Consider the following 24,249-nt stretch of genomic DNA (forward strand, 5'->3'; position numbering starts at 1 on the left):
ACGCCGCATCGACGTCCTCTTCGCCATGCTCCGAGACGGCACCTTCTACCAACCACCCACACCGACTACGGCTTGACGAAAACCATAGAGGCACCTTTTAACGCCCTGACATGGCTGGAGTCGACAACCGCCCTTGACCAGTCGAGCCGGGCCGCCGCGTTCAGCTCGGCCAGTAGCACCTCGTGCAGCTGCTGCCAGACCCCGGCCTCGTTCCAGTCCCGCAGTCGACGCCAGCACGTCATGCCGGACCCGAAGCCGAGCTCCTGGGGCAGGTGTTCCCACTGGATGCCGGTGTGCAGCACGAACAGGATCCCGCACAGCACCTGCCGATCCGGAACCGGCTTGCGACCCGGGTACCTGAACCGTCGCTCCCGCTTCGGCAAGAGCGGCTCGATCCGCTCCCACAGGTCATCCGACACGATCCACGGTGAAGCCCCCATGGCCGGACAACGCCGAACCCGACGACCGGACACGGCCACGAGGAGCGATCCACCTCATTGTGTTAGGCGTTCTTAGCCGGAAGCTCGGACTCTTCGAAGATGGCGGAAACTGGGCACTCGGGTACGCAGGCGCCGCAGTCGATGCACACGTACGAGTGGATAACGGGCATGTTCTCGCCTGCATGGAGCAGTCGACGGGGCATAAATGGGTGTAGGTCTCCGTGAAGAACGCGGCCGGTTGGTCGCAGCGTACCATTCGGTTCGGACGGTAATCAGTGGTGTCACCCACAACAGGGAACGGAATTCCCACATTCGACGAATTTCCACCGTTTCCGCGAGCGGCGACGTCGCACTTGCCGTAGGGGTTACCCTTGCCGCTGTTCACTCCGGGAATATTGGAGAAGTTTACCCAGCTGCCCGCTTGAACACGCGAGCTGGACGGACGCCCGAGGTTGTCAGTCATCTTGCCATCGACGTAGACGTACAGGTCCGGCATGTAGCTCTGGTACACGATTCCGTTCGGCGGGTTCGCCTCACCGTTGCCGCCACCCAAGTGCATGGGCTACACGCTGCCGTCGGTGCAGAAAGCCTGAACCCGACGGAGGCGGCCCGGCGTCGGTCAACATCCTCGCCTCACAGCCCCCGGCACAGGGCTCCCCCACCGTGCCGATCGACTCCAGCAGTCGGCACCGCCGCCGTCACTGCCACAAGCGCGAGGGTCCTCTCGCCCAGGTCATCCGCCCCCACGCAGCGCAAAGGCTTCCCGCCTCTCCGCCGACTCGCCAACCAGGTCGGGATGAGCACCGCGTCCGGCAGCACGGCTCGGAGGGAGCGGACGAACCGCGGGCCTCCCACGTGGGCGGGGAAGATCTTGGCCGCTCCGGCGGACCGGACGGCGGAGGCGATCTCGGCCGGGGTGTAACCGCCCTCGATGAAGACGGCCCCGCGCCGCCGGGCGACTGCGCGCACCTCGGGCGCCGGGTAGGGGGAGACGAGGAACGCGGCGCCCGCGTCCAGGGCGGTCTCGGCCTGCGCGGTGGTACTCACGGTGCCCGCGCCGATCAGCGGGGACGCCCGTGTCCGTCCGCGAGCGGGACCGTCCGGGCGACCGCGGCGGGCCGGCCGGGGGTGGAGGTGGCCAGCTCCACGGCGCGGCAGCCGGCGGCGAGCAGGACGGTGGCGGCACGGACGGCCGCGTCGGCGCCGGCGTTGCGGAGCACCGGCAGGAGTCGCTGGGCGGCCAGGACCGCGTACGGGTGGCTGGACAGGGGATCCTCCGATCCTCCCCGTCGTCCCACGGGTGGCCCTGCGTAGCGCCCGGTGGATGACGATGTGGTCCAGACCATACGCACAGCGGGAGTTGGCGCGCCGTCGAATGCCGCGAATGCCGGGAACCCCCGGGTGGCCGACGGGGCGGCGAACGAGCCGACCGCCCGCCGTACCCGGAACAGCCTTCCTCGGCCCGCCGGATCGCCCGTTCGGCGCAGTGGTGGGCCGGCGTGGTCGGCGGCGTCGTTCCACGGCCGCCGCGCGCGCCGCGGCGCAGGGGCCGGCGCCTGCGCCGTGACCCCGGTGGGTGCCTGGGAATGGCCTCCGGGAAAATTCTTCCGATTAACTGTTATCGAGGCCCGCCTCCGCGGTCTCCCATGTATCGGGCATCATCGACCGCCGGTACGGACAGGGACATTCACATGACTACTCAGCACACCGCAGCGCTCGTGGCAGCGGCTCGCGCGGGCGATCCCCGCGCCCAGGACGAGCTCGTCGGCGCCCACCTCCCGCTCGTCTACAACATCGTCGGGCGGGCCCTGGGCGGCTCCTGCGACGTGGACGACGTGGTGCAGGACACGATGCTGCGGGCCCTGGACGGGCTGGGCGGTCTGCGTGCCGAGGAGTCCTTCCGGTCCTGGCTGGTGGCCATCGCGATGAACCGGGTGCGGGCGCACTGGCAGGCCCGGCAGAGCGGTTTCGGCGAGAGCACCCTGGAGTCGGCGTGGGACGTGGCCGACCCGGGGGCGGACTTCGTCGACCTGACCGTCGTACGCCTGAACCTGGCGGGCCAGCGGCGCGAGACGGCCCGGGCGACGCGCTGGCTGGAGCCCGAGGACCGCGCCCTGCTGTCGCTGTGGTGGCTGGAGTGCGCCGGGGAGCTGACCCGGGCGGAGGTCGCCTCGGCACTCGAGCTGTCCCCGCAGCACACGGCGGTCCGCGTGCAGCGCATGAAGGCACAGCTGGAGGCGGCGCGGGTGGTGGAGCGCGCCCTGGACACGCAGCCGGCGTGCGAGGAGCTGCGGGCCGTGCTCGGCGGCTGGGACGGGCAGCCGTCGGCGCTGTGGCGCAAGCGAATAGCCCGTCACGCGCGGGAATGCGTACGGTGCTCCGGCCTGTGGAGCGGACTGGTCCCGGCGGAGGGGCTGCTGGCCGGTCTGGCCCTCGTCCCCGTCTCGGCGGCCCTGCTGGCAGGGATGCGTACGGCCGGGACGGCCGGCTTCGACCCCGCGACCGTGGCCTACGCCCACGGGACGGACGGTACGGGCGGCGCCGGCGGCCTGGGCAGCGGGGACGGGGCCGGCGGGGAGGCCGCCCACGGCGGATTCCCCGACGCGGCGACCCAGCTGACTCCGGTGGCGCACGCGAGCACGGGGACGGATACGGGCAGGGGCGCGGGCCGGGGTGGCGCCGGCGGCCGGGGCGCGCTGCGCAAGCGCCGGCAGAGCCGCCGCCGGGTGGTCGGCGGCGCTGTGGTCGCCGCCTGCGTCGCGGGCGGCGGCCTGGCCTACCTGGGCGGGCTGCCCGGTTCCGGCAGCCCCGAGGACGAGGGCGGCACGTCCGCCGCGCCGCTGGCGGCCCTGTCGGCCACGGAGTCGCCCGGGGGCGCCTCGCCGTCGGCCTCCCCGTCACCGTCCGCGTCGGCCTCGCCGTCCCCGTCCGCCTCCGCTTCCGCCTCGGCCCCGTCGAGCCCGACCGCGAGTGCGAGCCCCGTGCAGAGCCGCAGCAGCTCGCCGAGCCCGCGTCCCGCGACGCCCAAGCCGGCGCCGGCCCCGCCGGGCATCGCGGGCCAGGTGGTGGCCCTGGTCAACGCCGAGCGCACGGCGGCCGGCTGCGGCCCCTTGCGGGAGGACCCGCAGCTGCGGGCGGCCGCGCAGGGGCACTCCGACGACATGGCCGCACGGAACTTCTTCGACCACACCAACCCGGACGGCAAGGACCCCGGTGAGCGCACGACGGCGGCCGGCTACCGCTGGTCGACGTACGGCGAGAACATAGCGAAGGGCCAGCAGACGGCGCAGTCGGTGATGGACTCCTGGATGAAGAGCCCGGGCCACCGCGCGAACATCCTCAACTGCTCCTTCAAGGACATCGGCGTAGGCGTACACCAGGGCGCAGGCGGCCCCTGGTGGACGCAGAAGTTCGGGGCCAGATAGCCCGGAACCCACCAGGCCCGGCCCGACCCGAGCCGACCGACGCCGCACGGCCGGCCCTGGCCCGCCCACGACCGCTGAACGCCCCTCAGTGGTGGAAGCCCGACTGGGGTGGTGCGGCCGGTACGGGCGGCGGTGTCGCCGTCAGGTGCTCGACGGCTCGCCGCATGTCCTCCACGAGCAGGGCGATCTGGTCGCGGGTCACTCCGTGGCGGACCAGGACGCGCTGGATGACGGTGTCGTCGCGGTCGGCCGGCAGCGGGTACGAGGGCACCTGCCAGCCGCGCATGCGCAGCCGGTCGGAGAGGTCGTAGAGGGTGAAGGGGGAGGCAGCCGGGTCGGTGAGGGTGTAGGAGACGGCCGGGAGGGCCCCCTGGCCGTCGTAGAGGAGGGTGAAGGGGCCCATTTCGGCGATCCGTCCCGCCAAGTACTGGGCGGTGTCGGCGCAGGCCTGCTGGACCCGGCGGTAACCGCCCCGGCCCAGCCGCAGGAAGAGGTAGTACTGGGCGATGATCTCGCCGCCGGGGCGGGAGAAGTTGAGGGCGAAGGTCGGCATGTCGCCGCCGAGGTAGTCCACCTTGAAGACCAGGTCCGCGGGGAGCAGCTCGGCGGAGCGCCAGATGATCCAGCCGACGCCGAGGGGCGCGAGCCCGTACTTGTGGCCGGAGGTGTTGATGGAGGCGACGCGCGGCAGCCGGAAGTCCCACACGACGTCGGGGTGGAGGAAGGGCGCGACGAAGCCGCCGCTCGCGGCGTCGACGTGAAGGGGGATGTCCCAGCCGTGCTCGGCCTGGATCCGGTCCAGCTCGGCGGCGAGTTCGGCGACGGGCTCGTAGTCGCAGGTGTAGGTGACACCGAGGATGGCGACGACGCCGATGGTGTTCTCGTCGACGTGCTCGGCGAGCTGGTGGGGCTGCAGGCCGGTGGCGCCGGGCTCCAGCGGGACCTGGCGCAGTTCGACGTCGAAGTAGCGGGCGAACTTGTCCCAGCAGATCTGGACCGGGCCGCAGACGAGGTTGGGGCGGTCGACGGGGAGCCCTTCGGCGCGGCGGCGTTCGCGCCAGCGCCACTTGAGCGCGAGCCCGCCGAGCATGGCGGCTTCGCTGGAGCCCGTGGTGGAACATCCGGTGGCGGTGGTACCGGCGGGTGCGTTCCACAGGTCGGCCAGGATGTTGACGCACCGGGACTCGATCTCGGCGGTCTGCGGGTACTCGTCCTTGTCGATCATGTTCTTGTCGAGGCAGACGTTCATCAGGCGGTGCACGCCCTCGTCCGACCAGGTGGTGCAGAAGGTCGCGAGGTTCTGGGCGGCGTTGCCGTCGAGGAGGAGCTCGTTGCGGAGCAGTTCGTAGACGACCTCCGTGGGCGAGTGCTCCTCCGGAATCCGGTACTTGGGGAGGATCTGGCCGCTCAGCGTGGACGCGAAAACGTCCGTGTCGGCGTCCTGGCGGTGTGCGTCCTTCGTCTCATGGAGAGCCATGCCTGGACTATAGGTGACGAATAACCGCATCCCAGGCACCCCGGACATCAGGCGTCACGCAGGCCCGGCACGGGACAGAGGCGCCGGTCGTGGGCGGTCCACAGCAGGGCGGCGGCCAGCATGCAGGTGGCGCCCAGCAGCCAGGGCAGGGGGCCCGGCGGCAGGAAGCCCGCGGCGGCGCCGGTGAGGGCCGCGGTCAGCTGGAGGGAGAGGGACTGCGCGGACAGGGCCGTGGCCCGGCCCGACCCGTCCACGCGCCGGTGCAGGAGCTCGTTCTCGTTCGGGCCCGCCGCGCCGCGGCCGAGGTAGACCAGCCCGAAGCCGGTTGCGCCGAGGGCCGCCGAGGCCGCCCCGGACGACGCCGCCGAGGTGGCGAGCAGGAGCAGGCCGCCCGCGCAGACCGCAAGACCCGTCAGGACGGCCCGCCGCCCCTCGCCCGTGAGCCGGGCGGTCAGCGGCGCGAGGTGGGCGCCGAGGGCGGAGCAGGCGAATCCGGCGCAGGCGAGCCCGGCGTAGAGCACCGCGCCCGATTCCGGAGTACCCGTCAGAACGGCGGTGCGGCCCGGGGTGAGCAGTTCCACCACCGCCAGCGCACTGCCGGCGCCCGCCGCGCTCAGGAGGACCCGGCGCACCACCGCGTCCCGTGCGGCCAGGCGCAGCCCGCCCGCCACCGTGGCCGGGACGCCCCGCAGTACGCGGACCGGCGTGGTTGCCGGCCGGGGAGGCTCGTGGAGGGAGGTCAGGACGTACAGGACGAAGACGACCTCGACCGCCGCGCCGAGCAGCAGCGGCCAGGACAGGGGCAGGACCAGTCCGGACGTCGCCGCACTCAGCCGGGCCCCGGGGTCGGGGCCGAGCCCGAGGAGCCAGGGCAGCGCGCCGCCGAGCAGGGTGCCGCACGCGAGCGCGACGGAGGTGGCGGAGGCCCCGCGGGCCAGCCCGGTGCGCAGTTCGGCGCCGGGACCGGAGCGGGCGTGGACGGTGTCGACGTACCAGGCTTCGGCCGGACCGCTGGACAGGGCGCGGCCGGCGCCGACGAGGGCCATGCCGAGGGCGAGCTGCCAGGTGGCCGTGCCCAGGGCCACGAGGATCAGCGCGGCCAGGTTGGACATGCCGGCGGCTGCCAGGACGACGCGGCGCCCGAGGACGTCGGACAGCCCGCCGGTGGGCAGCTCCAGCGCTGCGGCGGTGAGGGAGTGCGCGGCGAGGCAGCCGGCGACGGCCGCAAGGGTCAGGCCGCGCTCGCTGAGCAGCAGGATCAGGGGGGCGATGGTCAGCCCCAGCGGCAGCCAGTACAGGACGCACACCGTGACGTAGCGTCGGCGTGCGGCGTGCGGGTCCGGCGCCCGGTTCACGCGCCGCCCCCATCGTTCGCGCGGTCCGTAGCGGCGTCGACACCCCCGGCACCGGCAGCCCCGGCATCAGCATCACTGGCACCGGTACCCCCGCCGACGGCGTCCGCCTCGGACGCGGGGTCGCGCCGGGCCAGTGGCAGGCCGGCGGTGAGCAGGACGACTCGGAGCGCGCGCGGGTCGCCCGCGTCGCGTGCGGTGAGTTCCTCCAGCTTCCGGTCGAAGGCCGCGCGGAGTTCGGTGAGGGACTCGGGGGTCAGCCGGGGTATCCGGTCGCTGATCCCGGCGGGCTCCACCCACTCGCGGCCCAGCAGCCCGTCGGCCATGTCGGCCTCGTGGCGGGCGAGGGAGGTCGCGAGGTGCTCGATCTGCGCCTTGCGGGCGAGGTTGACGTAGGCGCGGCTGCCCGCCGTGGCTCCCATGGCCTCGTTGCTCCAGGAGGTCAGGGCGTGCACGGCCCGCCAGCGGCGCTCCCGGCCGTCGCGGTGCTCGGCCTCGGCCACGAACGCGTACTTCGCCAGCACCCGCAGGTGGTAGCTGGTGGATGCGGACGACTCCCCCGTCCTCACGGCGAGTTCGCTGGCCGTGGCGGGCCCGTCCTGCCGGAGCATCCCCAGCAGCCGGATGCGCAGGGGGTGGGTGAGCGCCTTGAGTGCGGCCGCGTCCCGTTCGGGATCGAGAACGCGTTTTTGATCTTCGCTGGCCATGAGGGGGAGGGTAGGGCGGCCCGCGCCGTTTCCAGAAGTACTTTTGCAGAACTTCTTTTGCAAAGCCCGCCCCCGGCCCCCGTCGGGGCGCGGCGGGTCGTCATCCGCGGGTGCGGGCCTGGAGGTACGCGTCCAGCTCCGCGGCGCCGGACAGCAGAGCGCGGCCGCGTGCGGACAGGCGCTCGCGCCATGTGAGCAGCGCCGCTTCCAGGGGCTCCGGGCCGCCGGCGGCGCGCACCTGTGCGAGCAGCGGGGCGATCTGCTCCAGCGGGTAGCCGCCACGGCGGAGTTGGCGGGTCAGGCGGGCGTCCCGTACGGCGGCCCCGTCGTAGACGCGGTAGCCGGTCAGCGGGTCGCGGCGGGGGCGGACGAGGCCGGCCTTCTCCCAGGCGCGCAGCGTCGCGGGTCTGATGCCCAGCTGGTCCGCGAGCGGCCCGATGAAGGACTCGGCCGTGGCGGTCGGCGTGGCGGGCGCCGCGGCGGTCGGCTCCAGGTCGCGAAGGGCATTCTCCACGGCCCGCAGGGTGCGCCGGTCGTCGAGCAGTTGGGCGTGGCTCTCGTCGATGAGCCGGAACGCCTCGTCGGCCGCGCCCTCGTTCACGGCGCGCATGATCGCGCTCGCCGTCCGGTGGCCGTGGCCGGGGACGAGGGCGAGGAAGGCGTCCAGGGCGCGGGCGTGCAGTGGTGTGTAGGTGCGGTAGCCGTGGGGCGTGCGCTCGGCGGCGGGGAGGACGCCGGCCTCCTCGTAGTTCCGGACAGCCTGGGTGGACAGGCCGTGCCCGCGCGCCAGGTCCACCGGCCGGAGCCGTATCACCGTTTGAAGCTTTGAGGCCATGGACCGCACGATAGCGCGGCAAAGTTTCAACCGGAGCTTCAACGATACCGTTGAAGGCATGGCTTCTGACATCAAGGACACCGTCCACGCCGTCGAGGCAGCCGCCGTCATGGGGCTCCTCCCGACCCGGCCGCGGGTGCTCGCCCTGGGCGAGCCCACCCACGGCGAGGACGCGCTGCTCGACGTGCGCAACGAGCTGTTCCGGCAGCTCGTCGAGGAGGAGGGCTACCGGACGATCGCCGTCGAGAGCGACTGCCTGGCGGGGCAGGCCGTCGACGCCTACGTCACCTCCGGCGCGGGCAGCCTCGACGCGGTCATGGAGCGCGGGTTCAGCCACGGCTTCGGCGCGTCCGCGGCCAACCGCGAACTCGTGCGGTGGATGCGGGCGTACAACGACGGGCGGCCCGCGGCCGAACGGCTCCGGTTCGCCGGCTTCGACGGCCCGCTGGAGATCACCGGTGCCGCCGCCCCGCGGGAGGCCCTCACGGCGCTGCACGACTACCTCTCCCTCCACCTGGACGCGGGCCTGCTCCCCTGCACCGCCGCAACGCTCGACGGCCTGCTCGGCCCCGACGGCCTGTGGACGGAGCCGGCCGCGATGACGGACCCGGCCCGCTCGACGGGTCGGTCCGCCGAGGCCGCCGAGCTGCGGCTGCTCGCCGACGACCTCGTGGCGCTGCTCGACGCCCGGGCACCGCAGCTGATCGGCGCGACCTCGCGGGAGGCGTGGGAGCGGGCCCGGCTGCACGGGCGGACGGCCACCGGCCTGCTGCGCTACCACTTCTGGATGGCCGACACCTCGCCCGGCCGCATGCCGCGCCTGCTGGGCCAGCGGGGCCTGATGATGGCGGAGAACCTGCTGGCGCTCGCCGAGCGCGGCCCCACCCTGGTCCACGCCCACAACAGCCACCTCCAACGGGACATCAGCTCCATGCGGATGGGCGGTGTGCCGCTGGAGTGGTGGAGCGCCGGGTCGATCGTGAGCGCCCGGCTGGGCGGGCAGTACGCCTTCATCGCGACGGCGTTGGGGACGATCCGGCACCGGGGTGTGGACGCTCCGCAGGCCGGGACCCTGGAGGGGCTGCTGTACGCCCTGCCGGAGGAGGTCTGCGTGGTCGACGCCCGCGGCCTGGGAGCGGCGCTCGCCGACTCGCTCGCCGCACCCCGCGCGTCCGCCTGGTTCGGCTACTTCCCCTTCGACCCGGCCCACTTGGCGGCGACCGACGGGCTCGTCTTCCTCAGGGACGTCCCCGAGGGCCGGTCCGGGTCCGCCTGAACGGCCGGTTGACGCTCTGCTTCCGGCCGACTCTGCAGTGTGACACCGTTCATAGACCCCGGGCCGCCCAGAAGAAATTACCGTTCAGCAGGCTCACGCCCGCAGATCTTCCCGTCCCGGCCTCGGGAGCCGACCCGGACGGGAAGATCATCCAACTTGTTCTACCGGCAACTTGTCCGCCGATGTCCTGATACCGGCGGAGCGCGTCCCGGGCGCTGATACCTCTTCGGGCATGAACAAGATCACCCGCCGTCAGGCCCTGGGGACAACTGCCGGTGCACTCACCGTCCTCGGCCTGACAGCCGCCGTCACCAGCGCCGCCACCAGCGCCGCCGCGACCCCCGCCGCGACCCCTGCCCCGCCCACACCCCCGGGCACGGTCGACGAGGTCTACCAGGGCCGCCGCATCCGGATCACCACCGGCGGCGCAGGCCACCACGGGGGGCACGGAGGCCATCACTCGCCCGACCGGCCCACCGTCCTCATAGACGGCAGGGAACTCCACATCATGCGCAACGCCGACGGCAGTTGGATCAGCGTGATCAACCACTACGAGACGTTCACCGACCCCCGGCTGCTCGCCCGTGCCGCCGTCCGCGACCTCCAGGGCGCACCCCTCGTCCCCTTCGGAGGTACGGCATGACCGTCCGCAAGAACCAGGCCTCGCTGACCCCGGACGAGAAGCGCGCCTTCACCTCCGCCCTGCTGGAGCTCAAGCGCAACGGCAGCTACGACCGCTTCGTCACCACCCACAACGGCTTCATCATGAGCGACACCGACTCGGGCGACCGTGTCGGCCACCGCTCCCCCTCCTTCCTGCCGTGGCACCGCCGCTTCCTGCTGGAGTTCGAGGAGGCGCTGCAGAAAGTGGACGCGAGCGTCGCGCTCCCGTACTGGGACTGGACCGTCGACCGCACCACCCGTTCCTCCCTCTGGGCCCCCGACTTCCTCGGCGGCACCGGCCGGGCCCGGGACGGCCAGGTCGTCGACGGCCCCTTCGCCTACGCGACGGGCCGCTGGAACGTGGAGGTGCGCGTGGACGGCCGGCCGTACCTGCGGCGCGCGCTCGGCGCGGGCGTGGCCCAGCTGCCGACCCGGGCCGAGGTGGACTCCGTCCTGGCCATGCCGGTCTACGACATGGCCCCCTGGAACAGCTCCTCCAACGGTTTCCGCAACCACTTGGAGGGCTGGCGCGGCGCGAACCTGCACAACCGGGTGCACGTGTGGGTCGGCGGGCAGATGTCCACCGGGGTCTCCCCCAACGACCCGGTGTTCTGGATGCACCACGCCTTCATCGACAAGCTGTGGGCCGACTGGCAGGCCAAGCACCCGCAGTCCACGTACCTGCCGGCCGCGGGCACGGCGAACGTGGTGGACCTCAACGACACCATGCGGCCGTGGAACGACGTGACCCCGGCGGACATGCTGGACCACCGCAGGTTCTACACGTTCGACACCGAACCGGCCGCCGCCAGCCAGCGGTAGTGCAGTTCGGGGCGGCCGACCTGGCCGTACCGGGGCGTCCGGTCCGCGCGGCCGGTGTCCACCAGGTGTTCCAGGTAGCGGCGGGCGGTGATCCGGGAGATTCCGGCCGCCTCGGCCGCACCGGCCGCGGTCAGCCCCTCGGGCGCGGCCCGCAACAGGGCGGCGACCCGGTCCAGGGTCGGGGCGCTCAGCCCCTTGGGCAGTTCGGCCGGGCGGGGGGCGCGCAGCGCGGCCATCGCCCGGTCGACGTCGTCCTGGCCGGCCGCCTCGCCGGCCGCAGCCCGGAACTCGGCGTAGCGCAGGAGGCGTTCCCGCAGTGTCGGGAAGGCGAACGGCTTCAGGACGTACTGGACCACGCCGAGCGAGACGCTCTCGCGGACCACGGCGAGGTCCCGGGCCGAGGTCACCACGATCACGTCGACGGGATGGCCGGCGGCCCGCAGTCCGCGGGCGAAGCGCAGGCCGTGCCCGTCGGGCAGGCCGAGGTCCAGCAGCAGCAGGTCGACCCGGGTGCGCTCCAGTACCCGGGTGGCCTCGGCGAGCGAGTGGACGGCGCCGACGGCGGTGAATCCCGGCACCCGGTCGACGTAGAGCGCGTGCGCGTCGGCGGCGACCTGGTCGTCCTCGACCACCAGCACGCGCACCTCGGCCCCGCTCACCGCCGGCCGCCCGCAGCCGCGTCCCGGCCGGCCGCCGCGTCCCGGTCGGGCGTACGCGCGGGTGCCGTGGGCAGGCGTACGGTGAACTCCGCGCCGCCGCCCGGCCCCTGGGCGGCGACCACCGCTCCGCCGTAGCGCTGGGCGACCTGCTGGACGAGCGCGAGGCCGAGGCCGCGCCCCTCCCCCTTGCCGGACCAGCCCCGGCGGAACACGTCGACTCCTTCGGGGAGACCCGGCCCGTTGTCCGCGACCCGCAGCAGCAGCTCGTCGCGCTCGGGCCGCAGGGTCACCGCGATCCTCGCTCCCGGCACGGCCGTCACCGCGTCGGCGGCGTTGTCGATGAGGTTGCCCAGCACCGTCACGAGGTCCCGGGCCGGCGGCAGCCCGCCGAGGTCGGCGAGGCTGCGGCTGTCGGCGGTGACGACGAGTTCGACGCCCCGCTCGTGCGCCTGGGCCGCCTTGCCCAGCAGCAGGGCGACCAGCACCGGCTCCCCGACGGCGGTGACCACCTCGTCGGTGAGCGCCTGGGCGAGCTCCAGCTCGGCGGTGGCGAACTCCACCGCCTCCCGCGAGCGGCCGAGTTCGATGAGCGAGACCACGGTGTGCAGGCGGTTGGCCGCCTCGTGGGCCTGGGAGCGCAGGGCCTGCGTGAAGCCTCGCTCGTGGTCCAGTTCCCCGGTCAGCGCCTGCAGTTCCGTGTGGTCGCGCAGGGTGACCACGGTCCCGCGGCGGCCGCCGCCGGCGACCGGCGCGCTGTTGACCACCAGCACCCGGTCCGCGGTGAGGTGCACCTCGTCCACCCGCGGCCGGTCGGCGAGCAGCACGCCCGTCAGCGGGGCCGGCAGGCCGAGATCGGCCGCCCCGGTGCCGGTGACGTCCGCCGGCAGCCCCAGCAGCTCCCGGCCCGCGTCGTTGATCAGGGTGATCCGGCGCTGCCCGTCGAGCATGAGCAGGCCCTCGCGCACGCCGTGCAGGGCCGCCTGATGGTAGTCGTACATCGCGCTGAGCTCGGCCGCGTTCATGCCGTGAGTGTGGCGGCGCAGCCGTGCGTTGACGACGTACGTGCCCGCACCGCCGAGGGCGAGCGCGCCTCCCGCCACCCAGAGCAGGGCCGAGAGCTGCGCGCCGAGCCGGTCGCTGATGGCGCGGACGGTGATGCCGGAGCTGACCAGGCCGACGATCCGGCCCTCGTCCTCCAGCGGGGTGACCACGCGGATGGAGGGGCCGAGGGTGCCCGTGTAGGTCTCGCTGAAGGTCTCGCCGCGCAGCGCCCGGGCGGTGTTGCCGAGGAAGGGCTCGCCGATGCGGCGCGGGTCGGGGTGGGTCCAGCGCCTGCCGTCCGGAGCCATGATCGTCACGAAGTCGACCCCGGAGTCCACGCGGACCTTCTGCGCGTAGGGCTGCAACTCGACGGAGGGGTCCTGGCCGCGGGCCGCTCCCCGTACGGCCTCCCGCACGGAGGGCGAGTCCGCCACCGCCCGGGCCACGGCGCCGGCCTGGCGCCGCGCGGCGTCCTCGGCCTGCCCCCGGGCGGTGGCGTAGGCGAAGACGGCGCAGCCCGCGACGACGACGGCGACCAGCAGGACCTGCATGGCGAAGAGCTGGCCGGCGAGGCTGCGCGGCGGACGAGGGAAGCGGAACATGGCGCTCAGTGTGCACCGGGTCGTGAACTCAATGAACGCAAGGGTGACCGGGGTCACAGCCCTGGGCGATGGTCTCCCCGGACGACTTCACCACCAGGAGGCATCGTGGCCGCCCAGCGCGACAGAACGCACTATCTCTACATCGCGGTGATCGCCGCGGTGCTGCTCGGCATCGCGGTCGGGTTCGCCGCGCCCGGCGTGGCCGTCGAGCTCAAACCCCTCGGCACGGGCTTCGTGAACCTCATCAAGATGATGATCTCCCCGGTGATCTTCTGCACGATCGTGCTGGGCATCGGCTCCGTCCGCAAGGCCGCCAAGGTGGGCGCGGTGGGCGGCCTGGCCCTCGGCTACTTCATGATCATGTCGACGGTGGCGCTGGCGATCGGCCTGGTGGTCGGCAACCTCCTGGAGCCGGGCAGCGGGCTGCAGCTGACCGAGGCGGCGCGCAGCGCGGGCGAGGCGCAGGCCAAGGCGGGCGGGGCCGAGAGCACGCCCGAGTTCCTGCTGGGGATCATCCCGACCACGCTGGTCTCCGCCTTCACCGGCGGCGAGGTGCTCCAGACGCTGCTGGTGGCCCTGCTGTGCGGGTTTGCGCTGCAGGCCATGGGTGCGGCGGGCGAGCCGGTGCTGCGCGGCATCGGGCACGTGCAGAAGCTGGTGTTCCGGGTCCTCGCGATGATCATGTGGGCGGCTCCCGTGGGCGCTTTCGGCGCGATCGCGGCGGTGGTCGGGGCGACCGGCATCGACGCACTGAAGTCCTTGGCGGTCATCATGATCGGCTTCTACACGACCTGCCTGCTGTTCGTCTTCGTCGTGCTGGGCACCCTGCTGCGCGTGTGCACCGGGGTCAGCGTCTTCGCGCTGCTGCGCTACCTGGGCCGGGAATTCCTGCTGATCCTGTCGACCTCCTCGTCGGAGTCGGCGCTGCCGCGGCTGATCGCGAAGATGGAGCACTTGGGGGTCTCGCGGCCGGTCACCGGCATCACGGTGCCGACCGGCTACTCCTTCAACCTGGACGGAACCGCGATCTACCTGACGATGGCCTCGCTGTTCGTCGCCGAGGCCATGGGCACGCCCCTGACGCTGGGCGAGCAGGTCTCCCTGCTGCTGTTCATGATCATCGCCTCGAAGGGCGCGGCCGGGGTGACCGGTGCCGGCCTGGCCACGCTCGCCGGCGGACTGCAGTCGCACCGGCCGGAACTGGTCGACGGCGTGGGCCTGATCGTCGGGATCGACCGGTTCATGAGCGAGGCCCGGGCCCTGACGAACTTCGCGGGCAATGCGGTGGCCACGGTGCTGATCGGGACGTGGACGAAGGAGTTCGACCGGGACCGGGCCACCGAAGTCCTCGCCGGTCGGCTGCCGTTCGACGAGAAGACGCTGGTGGACGACGGACACGGGACGGAGCCGGTGACAGCGGGCCCGACCGCGACTCAGGGTGCGCTTCCGGCATCGACCACGGCGGAGCCCTCCGACGCGACCGCCGCGCCGAGCGACACGCACCACACCAAGGACGGCGTTCCGGTCTAGCACCCTCCTCAGCCGGCCCGCCCGCGGACGGGCCGGCCGGGCAGGGCTCGCCCCCACGGTGCCCAGCCCGGCCGGCCCGCCGCATTCTCCCCACTTGCACCCATAGTCGGTATTCGGCCACCGATAAACGAACCCCCGTGCTGTAAAAGGTACTTCCGTAACTGGCCGCGTGCATGACATCTTGCGTCCACCACTTGTTTCGTACGACCCGGCCTGACCACCGGGTCTTCGGAGGACGCATTGATACCCCACATATCCAGCCGACCTCGACGTGCCCTCGTGCTGGCTGCCACGCTCGGCGCGGCGCTCGCCCTCGGGGCCCCCGCCGCGCTCGCCGGCACCGCCCCCGTCTCCCCCTCCGGCTCCACCGCCACCGCCCCCGCGGCGGCTCCCCGGGCCGCGGCCCCCGCTTCCCAGAGTGCGACCTGGGTGGCCGGTACCCGCGCCTACTTCGTGATCACCGCCCCCGGTGACACCACTGCGGTCCGCAACGCGATCACCGCCAACGGCGGAACGGTCTTCCACCACTACGACGCGATCGGTGTCATCACCGCCCACTCCGCGTCCGCCTCGTTCGCGACCGCCATGCGCGGGGTGAGCGGGGTCCAGCAGGTCGGCGCCACCCGCACCTCCGACGTGCCGGCGGACGCCTACAACCCGGCGCTGCCCGCCAACCCGGCGCAGGCCACGACGCCTTCGGGCGAGCCGGTCCGCGCCGACATGACCCAGATCAAGGCCGACCAGGCCTGGGCCGTCACCACGGGGTCCGCCTCCGTCAAGGTCGGCATCCTGGACACCGGCGTGGACGACCAGCACCAGGACCTGGCGCCGAACTTCAACGCCGCGGACTCCGCGTCCTGCGCGTACGGCAAGCCGGACACCCGCGCGGGCGCCTGGCGCGACGTCGGCACCCACGGCACGCACGTGGCCGGTACGGTCGCGGCCGCCAAGAACGGCAAGGGCGTCATCGGCGTGGCCCCGGGCGTGAAGATCTCCTCGGTGCGCATCGCCGAGCCCGGCAGCTCGCTCTTCTTCCCCGAGAACACCGTCTGCGGCTTCATGTGGGCCGGTGACCACGGCTTCAAGGTCACCAACAACAGCTACTACACCGACCCGTGGCAGTTCAACTGCCCGGACAACGCCGACCAGGCCGCGATCATCGAGGGCGTCAAGCGCGCCCAGGAGTACGCGGAGGGCAAGGGCTCGCTCCAGGTCGCGGCGGCCGGCAACTCCAACCTCGACCTGGCCAACAAGACGACCGACACCGAGAGCCCGAACGACTCCACGCCGGTCACCCGGACCATCACCAACGCCTGCCTGGACATCCCGACCGAGCTCCCGGGCGTCGTCACGGTCTCGGCGATGGGCACCACCGCGAAGGCCTCGTACTCCAACTACGGTCTGAACGTCGTCGACGTCACGGCCCCGGGCGGAGACGCCACCGGCATCTACAGCACCCTGCCGGGCGGCAAGTACGGCTCCATGAGCGGCACCTCGATGGCCTCGCCGCACGTCGCGGGCGTCGCAGCGCTGCTGGTCAGCACCAACCCGGGCATCACCCCGGCGCAGCTGCGCGACAAGCTGGCCACCCAGGCCAACGACGTCGCCTGCCCGTCCGACAGCCGCTGCAAGGGCACCACGGCGAAGAACGGCTTCTTCGGCGAGGGCCAGGTCGACGCCTTCAAGGCGGTCGGCAGCACCCCGCCTCCGGGCAAGTACTTCGCGAACCCGACGGACGTCGCCATCGGTGACAACACCACCGTGGAGAGCCCGCTCGTCGTCAGCGGCGTGACCGGGAACGCCCCGGCCACCCTCAAGGTCGGTGTGAACATCGTCCACACCTACATCGGGGACCTGAAGGTCGACCTGATCGCCCCGGACGGCACCGTCTACACCGTCCACAACCGCTCGGGCGGCAGCACCGACAACATCAACCAGGTCTACACCGTCAACGCCTCCGCGGAGGTCGCCAACGGCACCTGGAAGCTCCGGGTCAACGACAACGCCGGCGGCGACACCGGCAGGATCGACTCCTGGAACCTCACCTTCTGAGGGACGCACACCGCAGCGACTCAGCGCCGGAGCACGTCGGCGAGCCAGTCGAAGACGACGTCGCAGTGCTGCTGCGGGGCCATCGGGGAGCAGTGCAACTGCGCCCCGGTGGCCTTCGTCAGTTTCACGTAGTCGCGCCGCGTGCGCAGCAGGTCGTACATCTGCCGCGGCTGGCCCGGGTAGAACTGCTCGAAGTCGTAGTCCAGGACGAGCGTGGGGGCCTTGATCCGGCCGACGACCCCGGTGATGTCGAGGCCCATGGCCACCTGCGCCGGGGTCCACAGGTCGGTGAGCACCCTCCCCTCGCGTGCCTGGCGCAGGGCCTGCCGGTCGAAGATCTCGAAGCGCTTCTTGACGGTGAAGGCCTCCTGCGGGGTGAGCCCGGGGACGACGTCCTCGTTCCAGACCCGGTTGGTCTCCTCCTTGTCGGGCGTGACGATGTCGCGCAGTTCCTCGTCGAAGCCGAGCCAGGGGCTGAGGCATCCGGGCATCGCCGCGCAGGCCGCGAGCCGGTGTTCGAAGGCGGCGGCGCGCGGGGCGAGGTTGCCGCCCATGCTCAGGCCGGTGAGGGCGATCCGCCGGCCGTCCACGTCGTCGCGCCGCAGCAGCCAGTCGACGATCGGACGCACCACCGTCTCCCAGCGGGTGGTGAAGGGGATCTCCTCGACGAACAGCAACTGCCCCTGGCCGGGGCCGTCGTGGACGAGGGCGTTCCAGCCGCGGTCGAGGGCCGCGGACACGCCGTAGGTCCACATGTCGACGGTGTGGATTGTTATTTCCTGCGACCTGCGGCGCTCGGAGCCCAGTGTCCGCCTGAGGCCCTGACCTGCATTCTCTTTAGTTCCGTTGTGTTCTCATCCGCGGTCGATGTTGAGGGGTCTGTGCCTCCCTAGAGGCTCCCTACTCCCCAGATTCTCCCCCGCGTGGGCCGCCCGGCGACGGCGATTCTCCCTGTTCACGCGCACCCAAGCGGCCGGGAACGTAGGGCAGGCCGCGGCGCTCCGCGTGCCGTTCCCGTTCATTCTCCAGCTCCATGACGCACTGTCGGCAGGCAGCAACCTGGTAGTCGCGGCCAGCGGGCGGCGAGATTACGGCGAGCGGCGTGACGTGGACCCCTGTTGCTGCGCACCGGAAGCAGTTCCCCGGCGTCCACATATACAGCTCCAGGATCGTGCGGCGATGCATGGCGAGGCTCCCCGACGTGGCGGCTCGAAGGGCGGCGCCGCGCATGGGTGCGCTAAGGGGCGTCATGGCTCAGCCTTCCCACGAGTAAGATCATCTTGGATATATCTAGGCCTGCGGCCTGGCCCTAAGTTGCAGATCTCATACGTCTCAAGATCGACACGTGGGGTCTGGATGGGTAGCGACGCGAGATACCGGCGCATCGCTTCCGACCTGCTGCGGCGCATCAAGGCTGGCGAGTGGGCGCCCGGCGAATCGCTACCGTCTCGCGTCGCCATGGCAACCCAGTACGGCGTGCACGAACAGACCATGCGCCTGGCTTACGTCGAGCTGCGGCGCACCGGGGTCCTGGAAGGCGAGCAGCGCCAGGCCGTCTTCGTGGCGCATCCTCCTGCCATGCGCACGCTTACCAACGCCGACGCACCGTGGCCCTGGGGATCCGAGCTCCTCGATCGAAGCACCGGGCCGGCGTCTGACGAGATCGCCGACCGTCTCGCCGTCCCCGTGGGCGCCGTCGTGCAGCACAGGATGGTTGAGCGTCTCGAGCCCGGCGGAAGAACCGCCATGGTGGTGGAATCGTGGCGAGCCCACGGCGGGCCCCATGTGACCTTTGCGGCGGAGGTGGGCGTAGCGCCCCTGAGCGAGCAGGCGGCCCACGCGCTGGGGCTGCTGGTGGACACGCTGGCCTACCGCGTCACGCGGACGAGGCTGGGTGCGGACGGAAAGCCCGTGGAGACCGCTGATCTGTATCTCCCCCTCGACCGGTGGACGATTCGCTTGCATGGCTAAAATTGCCCGCCGGATTCAGGCGCATGCGCCGCCATCCTGCTTACATCCTGCCTGGCATATGCCACCCTCGGAAGAGCGCGCCCCGCATATATCTGCACACTGCGTTCACACCCCGTGCGAATGAGTCACATTCGTCACGTCCGTCACGCTGGTAGCGCCTGACGCGATGAAACTACGGCCGGTTAGAACCGGAGTCAACCATTCAATTACCGGCCGGTTCCCGCTCCCCCCAGCGCCGCCGCACCAGGAGGAGCGGGGGTCTAGGTGCCGGCATGCTCGGGGCAGGCCCGCGGGAACCAGCGGACCCGTCCTCCGGCACGGCCGGTGCGGCGCTCCCCGAGGTCGACCGCGGTCGCGTTGTCCAGCACGATCCCGCAGTGCACGCAGGCCGTGCCACGCACCTGCTGCTCGGACAGGTCGCCGACCGGCGGGAGAGGGGGGAGGGTGTCGCTCATACCCGTACTCTGCCCTGCCGTCGGGGACGCTTCCACCCGCCTTTCTGGGACGCCTGGGACGTTCCGCCGGTAGCGTCGCCGTACACCGTGCAGACCGTCCTGGGGGATCCGTGAACGTCGCGCTGAGAGACGCCATGACCGGGGCCGGGATGACCCGCTCCAGCCTGGCCCGTAAGGTCGGCGTCGCGGGGAAGACGGTCGACAGATGGCTGGCTTCAGAGGCGCGCGTGCCGCGGGCTGAGGCGCGGGCCGCGGTCGCCGAGGTGTTGGGAGTGAGTGCGGAGATGCTCTGGCCGAAGGCCGTCAGGGATGCGATCAAGACCGGTACCGACCGGGAGGTCATCGCCACCTACGCCTACCGGAACACCTGTCCGCCCACCGTCTGGTCGTCGCTGATCGACGGGGCGAAGCGGCGCATCGTCTTCGCCGGCTACACGAACTACTTCATCTGGCAGGAGCAGCCGAAGGCCGCCGAGCGGCTGCGTGCCAAGGCCGAGGCCGGCGTGCAGGTGCGGTTCTTGGTAGGGGATCCGGAGTCGGAGGTCACCCGGCGGCGTGAGCAGGTCGAGGACAGCCCGCTTACGGTCGGCACCCGCATCCGGATGACGCTGGCCCAGCTGCAGCAGATGGGGCCGCTGCCGGGGCTGGAGGCCCGCTTCTCGGACGACCACATTGCCCTGTCGGCGTTCGTCTTCGACGACGAGATGCTGGTGACGCCGCACATCGCGAACCTCCTCGGGCATGAGTCGCCGATGCTGCACTTGCGCCGGCTGCAAGCGGACGGGCTATTCGACCGGTTCGCGCAGCACGTCGATGCGCTGTGGGAGGGCGGCCGGCCGGTTCCGGGTGTCGGTGGCGGCTCGTAGGATCGGGTGCATGATCCGGTCCGCGGAGGTCGTGAACGAGGAGATCCGGGCGCTGCTGCAGAACAACGGCAGGCCGCTCCCCGAGGACGTCGACCGCTACCACCGGCTCGTCGTCGAGTACGCCGAGGCGCTGCAGGCTGAGCGGGAGCAGGCCGCCTGACACGCCTCCGCCCCACCGGGCGCTGTCCCCTGGGGCGGGGTCCGGTGGGGCGAAGATCGAAAGCACATCACCGACCAGCAGAATCGGTGAGTGTGTGGTGTTCATGACTGTACCGACAGGCGCTGACAATGACCTGCCCCGATCGGCGTAGACTCGAACATGTGTCCGATCTGCCGCCTGACCTCCCCCGCCTCCGCACCCTGGAGACGTGGCTCGTCCTCACCCTGGAGCGCGTCCGGCAGCAGATCACGGCCGCCGAACAGCAGGCCGCCGCAGCGGCTGCCCGCCGGGATCCCCCGCCGCCACCAGACTGGCTCATCGAGCACGGCATCGGCGTCGGCCGCACCCCAGTCCGCGTGCACGTCGGCGGCTGCTGGGACACCCGCTCACGCTGCGCACCGGCAGACCGGGACACCGCACGGCGGGCGCTGGCCGACAACGTGGAGGCTTGCACCCATTGCCGGCCCGACACCGCGCTCGGCGTGCTGGACTAGGCCGGCATCCAGATGCGCCAGGCTGCATCCGGACGGAGCCTGGAAACATGTGGAAGCAAGAACCGCCACCAGGGGGCTGGGGGCGGGGGCCGGGGCAGGGACCGCCATCGCCAGCGGGTCAGGGGTGGGGGACGCCGCCTCCGCCGCGAAGAGGCGCAGCTGGGAGGATCATTGGGTTCTCGTGTCTGGGGGCGCTCACTGTGGTGGCACTGCTACTGATCGGCGGGCTGCTGCTGGGCGGGGGTGGCAATCCGGACCGGCGGCCCGTAGCCCCGGAGTCCAGGCCTGCCGGCACGGAGGCGCCGACGGGGCGCGAAGCGACGGGGCCGAAGGGGGACGTGCAGATCACGGCATGCGGGGTGGATTCGTCAACGGGCTGGCCGAGCGCAGATTTGTTGATCACTAATCGATCCAGCAAGCCGAGCACCTACTTGGTCCACGTCGAGTTCGTCGACGCTGCCGGCAGGAGACTGAGCGAGGCCTACGCCTCCTCAAGTGGCGTCGCACCGGGACAGCAGTCGGCGGTAGAGGCTCAGGGTCTCGACCAAGTCCCAGCCGGTACGGTCTGCCGGATCACGGACGTTACCCGCTTTGCCTCTTGAGCTTCGCCGGTCGTGCTGGCGGCTGCGATGGCGGCTTGGCATGCGACCGCCCGCCGAGTAAGCGCGCGACGACCCTCCCGTGGGGAGCCGGGAGGGCGCCGGGCCCGGGATGGTCAGGACCGGTGGATGCACCGTAAACCCGCAGGCCCCGGCGCGGTAGGCATATGACAGATCAAGATTCCAGAAAGCAGAACGCCCGCCCCGAGCGTCACCAGGGGCGGGCGTTCCGATGCGCACAGCGTGCCCGCGGGCACTCACATGGCTTCGGGTTCCTCGCGGATGTCGCTGACGCTGGCGAGGAGGGTCCCCTCCGACTGCTCGTAATGGGACAGGGCCAGACCGAGCCCGAAGAAGGTGGGAGCCCATTCGCCAACGAAGATGCCCCACCGGTCAGCGCGATCAAGGCCGGCACCCGGCTCGGCGCTGAGGGACGTCGCCCATGCGGCGATGGAAAGACCGATCGAGGCGAACGCTGCCATGTACGCGTGCTCGCTCCGCAAGCCCATCTCGTGAAGCTTCTTGATCATGGCTATCCCTTGCGTGTGAGGGGTCAGGATCCCCTTCAGGTTCACCCGGCCGGGGCGTGCGCGCATCCCGGCGGCGCTCGGCGGACGGCAAGTACGAGAAGGCCCGCCCCCGCCGGATGCGGGAGCGGGCGCTAAAGACGCTACGGAGTCTCGTCGAAGTCGTAGGTGCCAGGCCTCGCGAACTGTCCCGCACCGTCCGAGCGAAGGCCGGCTGCGATGCTGCCGTTAACGCGGCCGCTTCGGGTCCGTGTGTCAACGCCGCAGGCTTCGGCGAACTCGTACACGTCGAAGTTAGGGTCCTGATAGGCGAGCACCTGCGCGGTCACCCACATGACGTTGGTTCGGACACGGCGCGTCTCGTCCTCGTCGAGAACACGCTCGGACATCTTGTGCTTGCTGTCCACGTCGTGATGGTGGCCGGCCCGGTCGGTGCGCCAGGGGGCGTCCGACCAGTCGTGGTTCTTGATCTCCGCGGCGTGCTCGCGGGCAATGCGGCTGAGAGCCATAAGTCCTCCGATAGGACCAGGTGCTGCGCCACCCCCCGACGGGGCGGCCGGTACATCTTGGCACGCGGCACCGACAGGCGTCAGGCCTCGCCGTAGAGACCGTCCAACCAGACTTCCAGCTCGGCCAAGTCCGGGTGCTCGCGGAGACCGGCAAGCTCGGCCTCTCGCATCATTCCGATGGCCTGCCAGCCCACCTCGGTCGCCTTGGCCAGCTGCACCCGCAACCGGTCCGACGCCTCCTTCATGCTGCGCAAGTTGGCTGTGACGCGATCCAGGGCTGAGCGTTCGCCGTCGGTCAAGGCGTCTCCTTCGGGTGGCTCCAGTGTGGCAGGGCGGACGTTCGTTACGTGCAGGCTGGCGTGGCCGTGGCCGCCCAACGCTCGGCGGTGAGGGCGACGCGCTCGCCGGCGCAGGTCGTCAGGAACAGCCCGGCGCGGTTGTCGTCCACGATGCCGCAGCGGGACGCGCCGTCCGACGGCCGGTAGCAGAACACGTGCTCGCCAACCCGCGGCACGTACCCGCCGCACGTCGGGTCACCCGGCCAAGCCTGCGTGAACTGCCAGTCGAGATCCATCACGCCTCCCAGCGCATAACGTCTGGGCTAGGTGTCGGTACGGCCGAAGCCATCCCATGGCGAGCCGTACTGCTCCTCGACCTGGAGCATGACGGCTGGCGATCGAGAGCGGTACGCGGCGAAGCTGGGCGCGGTCGAATGCGGCTCCGCCGAGTTGCAACTGCGGCATAGCAGGCCGCGGACGAACCCAGTTTCGTGGCAGTGGTCGACGACCAGGCTTCCCCGACGGGCGCTGCACATCGCGCACGCGCCGGCCTGCCACCGCCGCAAAGCATCCGTCGGCGAGAGGTGCGCCGGGATGGGCTCGTCAGGCACGGCCCAGGCGTGACAGGACAGGATGCCTTGGAGATCAAGGACCTCAGCCTCGCCGAAAGTCGGGCGGCCCTGCAGCGTGGACCCGAGCCACACTTCCTCGGCAGCATCCCGGCGGCGCATCTCCCCCATTGCCCACTCAAGGCTGGCGGTCACTGCTGTACCGCCCCCGTGTCGTGGGCGCGCAACGCCTGGGAGATGGCACCGATGCTTGGGTTCTTGCCCTTGCTCTTGCCCTCGACGATGCGGAGGTGCGGCTGGATCTGCCGGATGGTGAAGCCCTTCGCTCGCAGGGCCGCGGCCTGGATCGTGAGCGCCTCCGTCATGACCGGCTTCCGGCCGCCGACCCGGCCGCGCTTTCGCGCCGACTCCAGGCCGTCCTTGGTCTTTCGCACGATGTCGCGGCGGCGGTCCTCGGCGAGCGCCAGTGCGAGGTCCAGGATCAGCGAGCGCTCCTTGTGTTCGCCGGCTGCGATGCCTTCGAGCACCTTGACTGCGATGCCGCGCTCGAAGAGGTCGTTCAGGACGATGAGGCCTTCGAGGAGGTTGCGGCCGAGGCGGTCGACTTCCTGGACGCAGAGCATGTCGCCTTCGCGGACGTACTCGATGGCGGCGAGAAGGCCGGGGCGCTCTTCGGTGAGGAGCTTGCCGCTCATCTTCTCTTCGAAGACCTTGAGGCAGATCGGATCGAGAGCGTCGTGCTGGCGTTGGGTGTTCTGCTTGTCGGTACTGACGCGGACGAGCCCGACGAGGGCCATTCAACTCCCCTTCGTTCATCAAACGCTGCGTAACCTACCTGAACAGTAGCAGATAGATGAACGAGTTTCTGAACAACTGGGATGCTGGAGCGACGAGTTCGGCCCGAGCCGGTGGCCGCGTTCACCTTCCGACCGATTGATGA

General features: G+C 71.5%; 28 protein-coding genes and 1 pseudogene. 11 read left to right on the top strand and 18 right to left on the bottom strand.

What is annotated here, in order from left to right:
- Positions 1-98: 98 nt before the first annotated feature.
- The 4 genes and pseudogenes from IF89_RS0110755 to IF89_RS46940 form a co-directional block, all read right to left on the bottom strand.
- Positions 99-440: pseudogene (locus IF89_RS0110755) on the bottom strand (IS5 family transposase); the annotation flags it as partial.
- A gap of 62 nt (positions 441-502) precedes the next feature.
- Complete coding sequence (locus tag IF89_RS49605) at positions 503-643, bottom strand: 4Fe-4S binding protein (RefSeq protein ID WP_420706904.1); 141 nt, start codon at positions 641-643, stop codon at positions 503-505.
- Positions 644-1,073: 430 nt separating this feature from the next.
- Positions 1,074-1,487 carry a hypothetical protein gene (locus tag IF89_RS44535; RefSeq protein ID WP_051806957.1) on the bottom strand — a complete coding sequence of 138 codons (414 nt, stop codon included), beginning with the start codon at positions 1,485-1,487 and terminating at the stop codon, positions 1,074-1,076.
- Positions 1,488-1,501: 14 nt separating this feature from the next.
- Complete coding sequence (locus IF89_RS46940) at positions 1,502-1,738, bottom strand: hypothetical protein (protein ID WP_051806958.1); 237 nt, start codon at positions 1,736-1,738, stop codon at positions 1,502-1,504.
- Positions 1,739-2,131: 393 nt separating this feature from the next.
- Here IF89_RS46940 and IF89_RS0110765 point away from each other — a divergent pair, with 393 nt between their 5' ends.
- The gene (locus IF89_RS0110765) at positions 2,132-3,865 is read left to right on the top strand and encodes a sigma-70 family RNA polymerase sigma factor (protein WP_030764638.1); all 1,734 of its coding nucleotides are present in this window, start codon (positions 2,132-2,134) and stop codon (positions 3,863-3,865) included.
- An 85-nt stretch (positions 3,866-3,950) separates the two neighbouring features.
- Here the strand turns inward: IF89_RS0110765 and IF89_RS0110770 are convergent, their stop codons facing one another.
- From IF89_RS0110770 to IF89_RS0110785, 4 genes are all read right to left on the bottom strand, one after another.
- A complete protein-coding gene (locus tag IF89_RS0110770) occupies positions 3,951-5,342 on the bottom strand; it encodes a glutamate decarboxylase (protein ID WP_030764643.1) in 1,392 nt (463 codons plus the stop codon).
- Positions 5,343-5,389: 47 nt separating this feature from the next.
- Entirely contained in the window at positions 5,390-6,697 is a 1,308-nt protein-coding gene (locus tag IF89_RS0110775; RefSeq protein WP_199820488.1) for an MFS transporter, read from the bottom strand.
- Positions 6,694-7,401: an ArsR/SmtB family transcription factor gene (locus IF89_RS0110780; protein WP_030764649.1), complete on the bottom strand. Its 708-nt coding sequence runs from the start codon at positions 7,399-7,401 to the stop codon at positions 6,694-6,696. The genes IF89_RS0110775 and IF89_RS0110780 overlap by 4 nt, the downstream gene beginning before the upstream one ends.
- Positions 7,402-7,501: 100 nt before the next feature.
- A complete protein-coding gene (locus IF89_RS0110785) occupies positions 7,502-8,236 on the bottom strand; it encodes a TioE family transcriptional regulator (protein WP_030764652.1) in 735 nt (244 codons plus the stop codon).
- 58 nt (positions 8,237-8,294) lie between these two features.
- Between IF89_RS0110785 and IF89_RS0110790 the strand changes: the two genes are divergently transcribed.
- The 3 genes from IF89_RS0110790 (at position 8,295) to melC2 (ending at position 10,997) form a co-directional block, all read left to right on the top strand.
- On the top strand, positions 8,295-9,512 hold the full coding sequence (locus IF89_RS0110790) for an erythromycin esterase family protein (RefSeq protein WP_030764656.1): 1,218 nt from the start codon (positions 8,295-8,297) through the stop codon (positions 9,510-9,512).
- Between the two features lie 232 nt (positions 9,513-9,744).
- Entirely contained in the window at positions 9,745-10,155 is a 411-nt protein-coding gene (melC1, locus tag IF89_RS0110795) for an apotyrosinase chaperone MelC1 (protein WP_030764659.1), read from the top strand.
- Positions 10,152-10,997 carry a tyrosinase MelC2 gene (melC2, locus tag IF89_RS0110800; protein WP_030764662.1) on the top strand — a complete coding sequence of 282 codons (846 nt, stop codon included), beginning with the start codon at positions 10,152-10,154 and terminating at the stop codon, positions 10,995-10,997. The genes melC1 and melC2 overlap by 4 nt, the downstream gene beginning before the upstream one ends.
- On the opposite strand, the gene IF89_RS0110805 is transcribed toward melC2, so the two are convergent.
- Complete coding sequence (locus tag IF89_RS0110805; protein WP_030764665.1) at positions 10,955-11,656, bottom strand: response regulator; 702 nt, start codon at positions 11,654-11,656, stop codon at positions 10,955-10,957. The two genes, melC2 and IF89_RS0110805, sit on opposite strands and share 43 nt — an antisense overlap.
- On the bottom strand, positions 11,653-13,299 hold the full coding sequence (locus tag IF89_RS0110810; RefSeq protein WP_030764668.1) for a sensor histidine kinase: 1,647 nt from the start codon (positions 13,297-13,299) through the stop codon (positions 11,653-11,655). The genes IF89_RS0110805 and IF89_RS0110810 overlap by 4 nt, the downstream gene beginning before the upstream one ends.
- Before the next feature lie 105 nt (positions 13,300-13,404).
- Here IF89_RS0110810 and IF89_RS0110815 point away from each other — a divergent pair, with 105 nt between their 5' ends.
- Both IF89_RS0110815 and IF89_RS0110820 read left to right on the top strand, forming a co-directional pair.
- Positions 13,405-14,829 carry a cation:dicarboxylate symporter family transporter gene (locus IF89_RS0110815; protein ID WP_078628218.1) on the top strand — a complete coding sequence of 475 codons (1,425 nt, stop codon included), beginning with the start codon at positions 13,405-13,407 and terminating at the stop codon, positions 14,827-14,829.
- A 279-nt stretch (positions 14,830-15,108) separates the two neighbouring features.
- Positions 15,109-16,881, top strand: coding sequence for a S8 family peptidase (locus IF89_RS0110820; protein WP_030764674.1), 1,773 nt, complete (start codon positions 15,109-15,111; stop codon positions 16,879-16,881).
- A 20-nt stretch (positions 16,882-16,901) separates the two neighbouring features.
- Here IF89_RS0110820 and IF89_RS0110825 read toward each other — a convergent pair whose 3' ends face one another.
- A complete protein-coding gene (locus IF89_RS0110825) occupies positions 16,902-17,636 on the bottom strand; it encodes an alpha/beta hydrolase family protein (RefSeq protein ID WP_199820489.1) in 735 nt (244 codons plus the stop codon).
- A 601-nt stretch (positions 17,637-18,237) separates the two neighbouring features.
- On the opposite strand from IF89_RS0110825, the gene IF89_RS45905 reads away from it, so the two are divergent.
- Positions 18,238-18,852 carry a GntR family transcriptional regulator gene (locus IF89_RS45905; protein ID WP_030764680.1) on the top strand — a complete coding sequence of 205 codons (615 nt, stop codon included), beginning with the start codon at positions 18,238-18,240 and terminating at the stop codon, positions 18,850-18,852.
- 260 nt (positions 18,853-19,112) lie between these two features.
- On the opposite strand, the gene IF89_RS0110835 is transcribed toward IF89_RS45905, so the two are convergent.
- A complete protein-coding gene (locus IF89_RS0110835) occupies positions 19,113-19,307 on the bottom strand; it encodes a hypothetical protein (protein WP_030764683.1) in 195 nt (64 codons plus the stop codon).
- A gap of 110 nt (positions 19,308-19,417) precedes the next feature.
- Between IF89_RS0110835 and IF89_RS0110840 the strand changes: the two genes are divergently transcribed.
- The 4 genes from IF89_RS0110840 (at position 19,418) to IF89_RS49610 (ending at position 21,429) form a co-directional block, all read left to right on the top strand.
- Positions 19,418-20,173: a hypothetical protein gene (locus IF89_RS0110840; protein WP_030764685.1), complete on the top strand. Its 756-nt coding sequence runs from the start codon at positions 19,418-19,420 to the stop codon at positions 20,171-20,173.
- A gap of 10 nt (positions 20,174-20,183) precedes the next feature.
- Positions 20,184-20,333 carry a hypothetical protein gene (locus IF89_RS46945; RefSeq protein ID WP_199820490.1) on the top strand — a complete coding sequence of 50 codons (150 nt, stop codon included), beginning with the start codon at positions 20,184-20,186 and terminating at the stop codon, positions 20,331-20,333.
- Positions 20,334-20,494: 161 nt separating this feature from the next.
- Positions 20,495-20,827, top strand: coding sequence for a DUF6233 domain-containing protein (locus IF89_RS0110850; protein WP_030764688.1), 333 nt, complete (start codon positions 20,495-20,497; stop codon positions 20,825-20,827).
- Between the two features lie 47 nt (positions 20,828-20,874).
- Positions 20,875-21,429: an FxLYD domain-containing protein gene (locus tag IF89_RS49610; RefSeq protein ID WP_420706905.1), complete on the top strand. Its 555-nt coding sequence runs from the start codon at positions 20,875-20,877 to the stop codon at positions 21,427-21,429.
- Positions 21,430-21,683: 254 nt separating this feature from the next.
- On the opposite strand, the gene IF89_RS0110855 is transcribed toward IF89_RS49610, so the two are convergent.
- The 6 genes from IF89_RS0110855 to IF89_RS0110880 all read right to left on the bottom strand — a co-directional run bounded on the left by IF89_RS0110855 (position 21,684) and on the right by IF89_RS0110880 (position 24,106).
- On the bottom strand, positions 21,684-21,956 hold the full coding sequence (locus tag IF89_RS0110855) for a hypothetical protein (RefSeq protein WP_030764691.1): 273 nt from the start codon (positions 21,954-21,956) through the stop codon (positions 21,684-21,686).
- Between the two features lie 140 nt (positions 21,957-22,096).
- Entirely contained in the window at positions 22,097-22,462 is a 366-nt protein-coding gene (locus IF89_RS0110860) for a hypothetical protein (RefSeq protein ID WP_030764692.1), read from the bottom strand.
- 80 nt (positions 22,463-22,542) lie between these two features.
- Positions 22,543-22,761, bottom strand: coding sequence for a hypothetical protein (locus IF89_RS0110865; protein ID WP_030764695.1), 219 nt, complete (start codon positions 22,759-22,761; stop codon positions 22,543-22,545).
- Positions 22,762-22,805: 44 nt separating this feature from the next.
- The gene (locus IF89_RS0110870) at positions 22,806-23,036 is read right to left on the bottom strand and encodes a hypothetical protein (protein WP_030764697.1); all 231 of its coding nucleotides are present in this window, start codon (positions 23,034-23,036) and stop codon (positions 22,806-22,808) included.
- Positions 23,037-23,063: 27 nt separating this feature from the next.
- On the bottom strand, positions 23,064-23,504 hold the full coding sequence (locus IF89_RS0110875; protein ID WP_158717838.1) for an endonuclease domain-containing protein: 441 nt from the start codon (positions 23,502-23,504) through the stop codon (positions 23,064-23,066).
- Positions 23,501-24,106: a recombinase family protein gene (locus tag IF89_RS0110880; protein ID WP_030764703.1), complete on the bottom strand. Its 606-nt coding sequence runs from the start codon at positions 24,104-24,106 to the stop codon at positions 23,501-23,503. The genes IF89_RS0110875 and IF89_RS0110880 overlap by 4 nt, the downstream gene beginning before the upstream one ends.
- Positions 24,107-24,249 lie beyond the last annotated feature (143 nt).

The organism is Streptomyces sp. NRRL F-2664 (assembly GCF_000719345.1).
GTDB lineage: Bacteria > Actinomycetota > Actinomycetes > Streptomycetales > Streptomycetaceae > Streptomyces.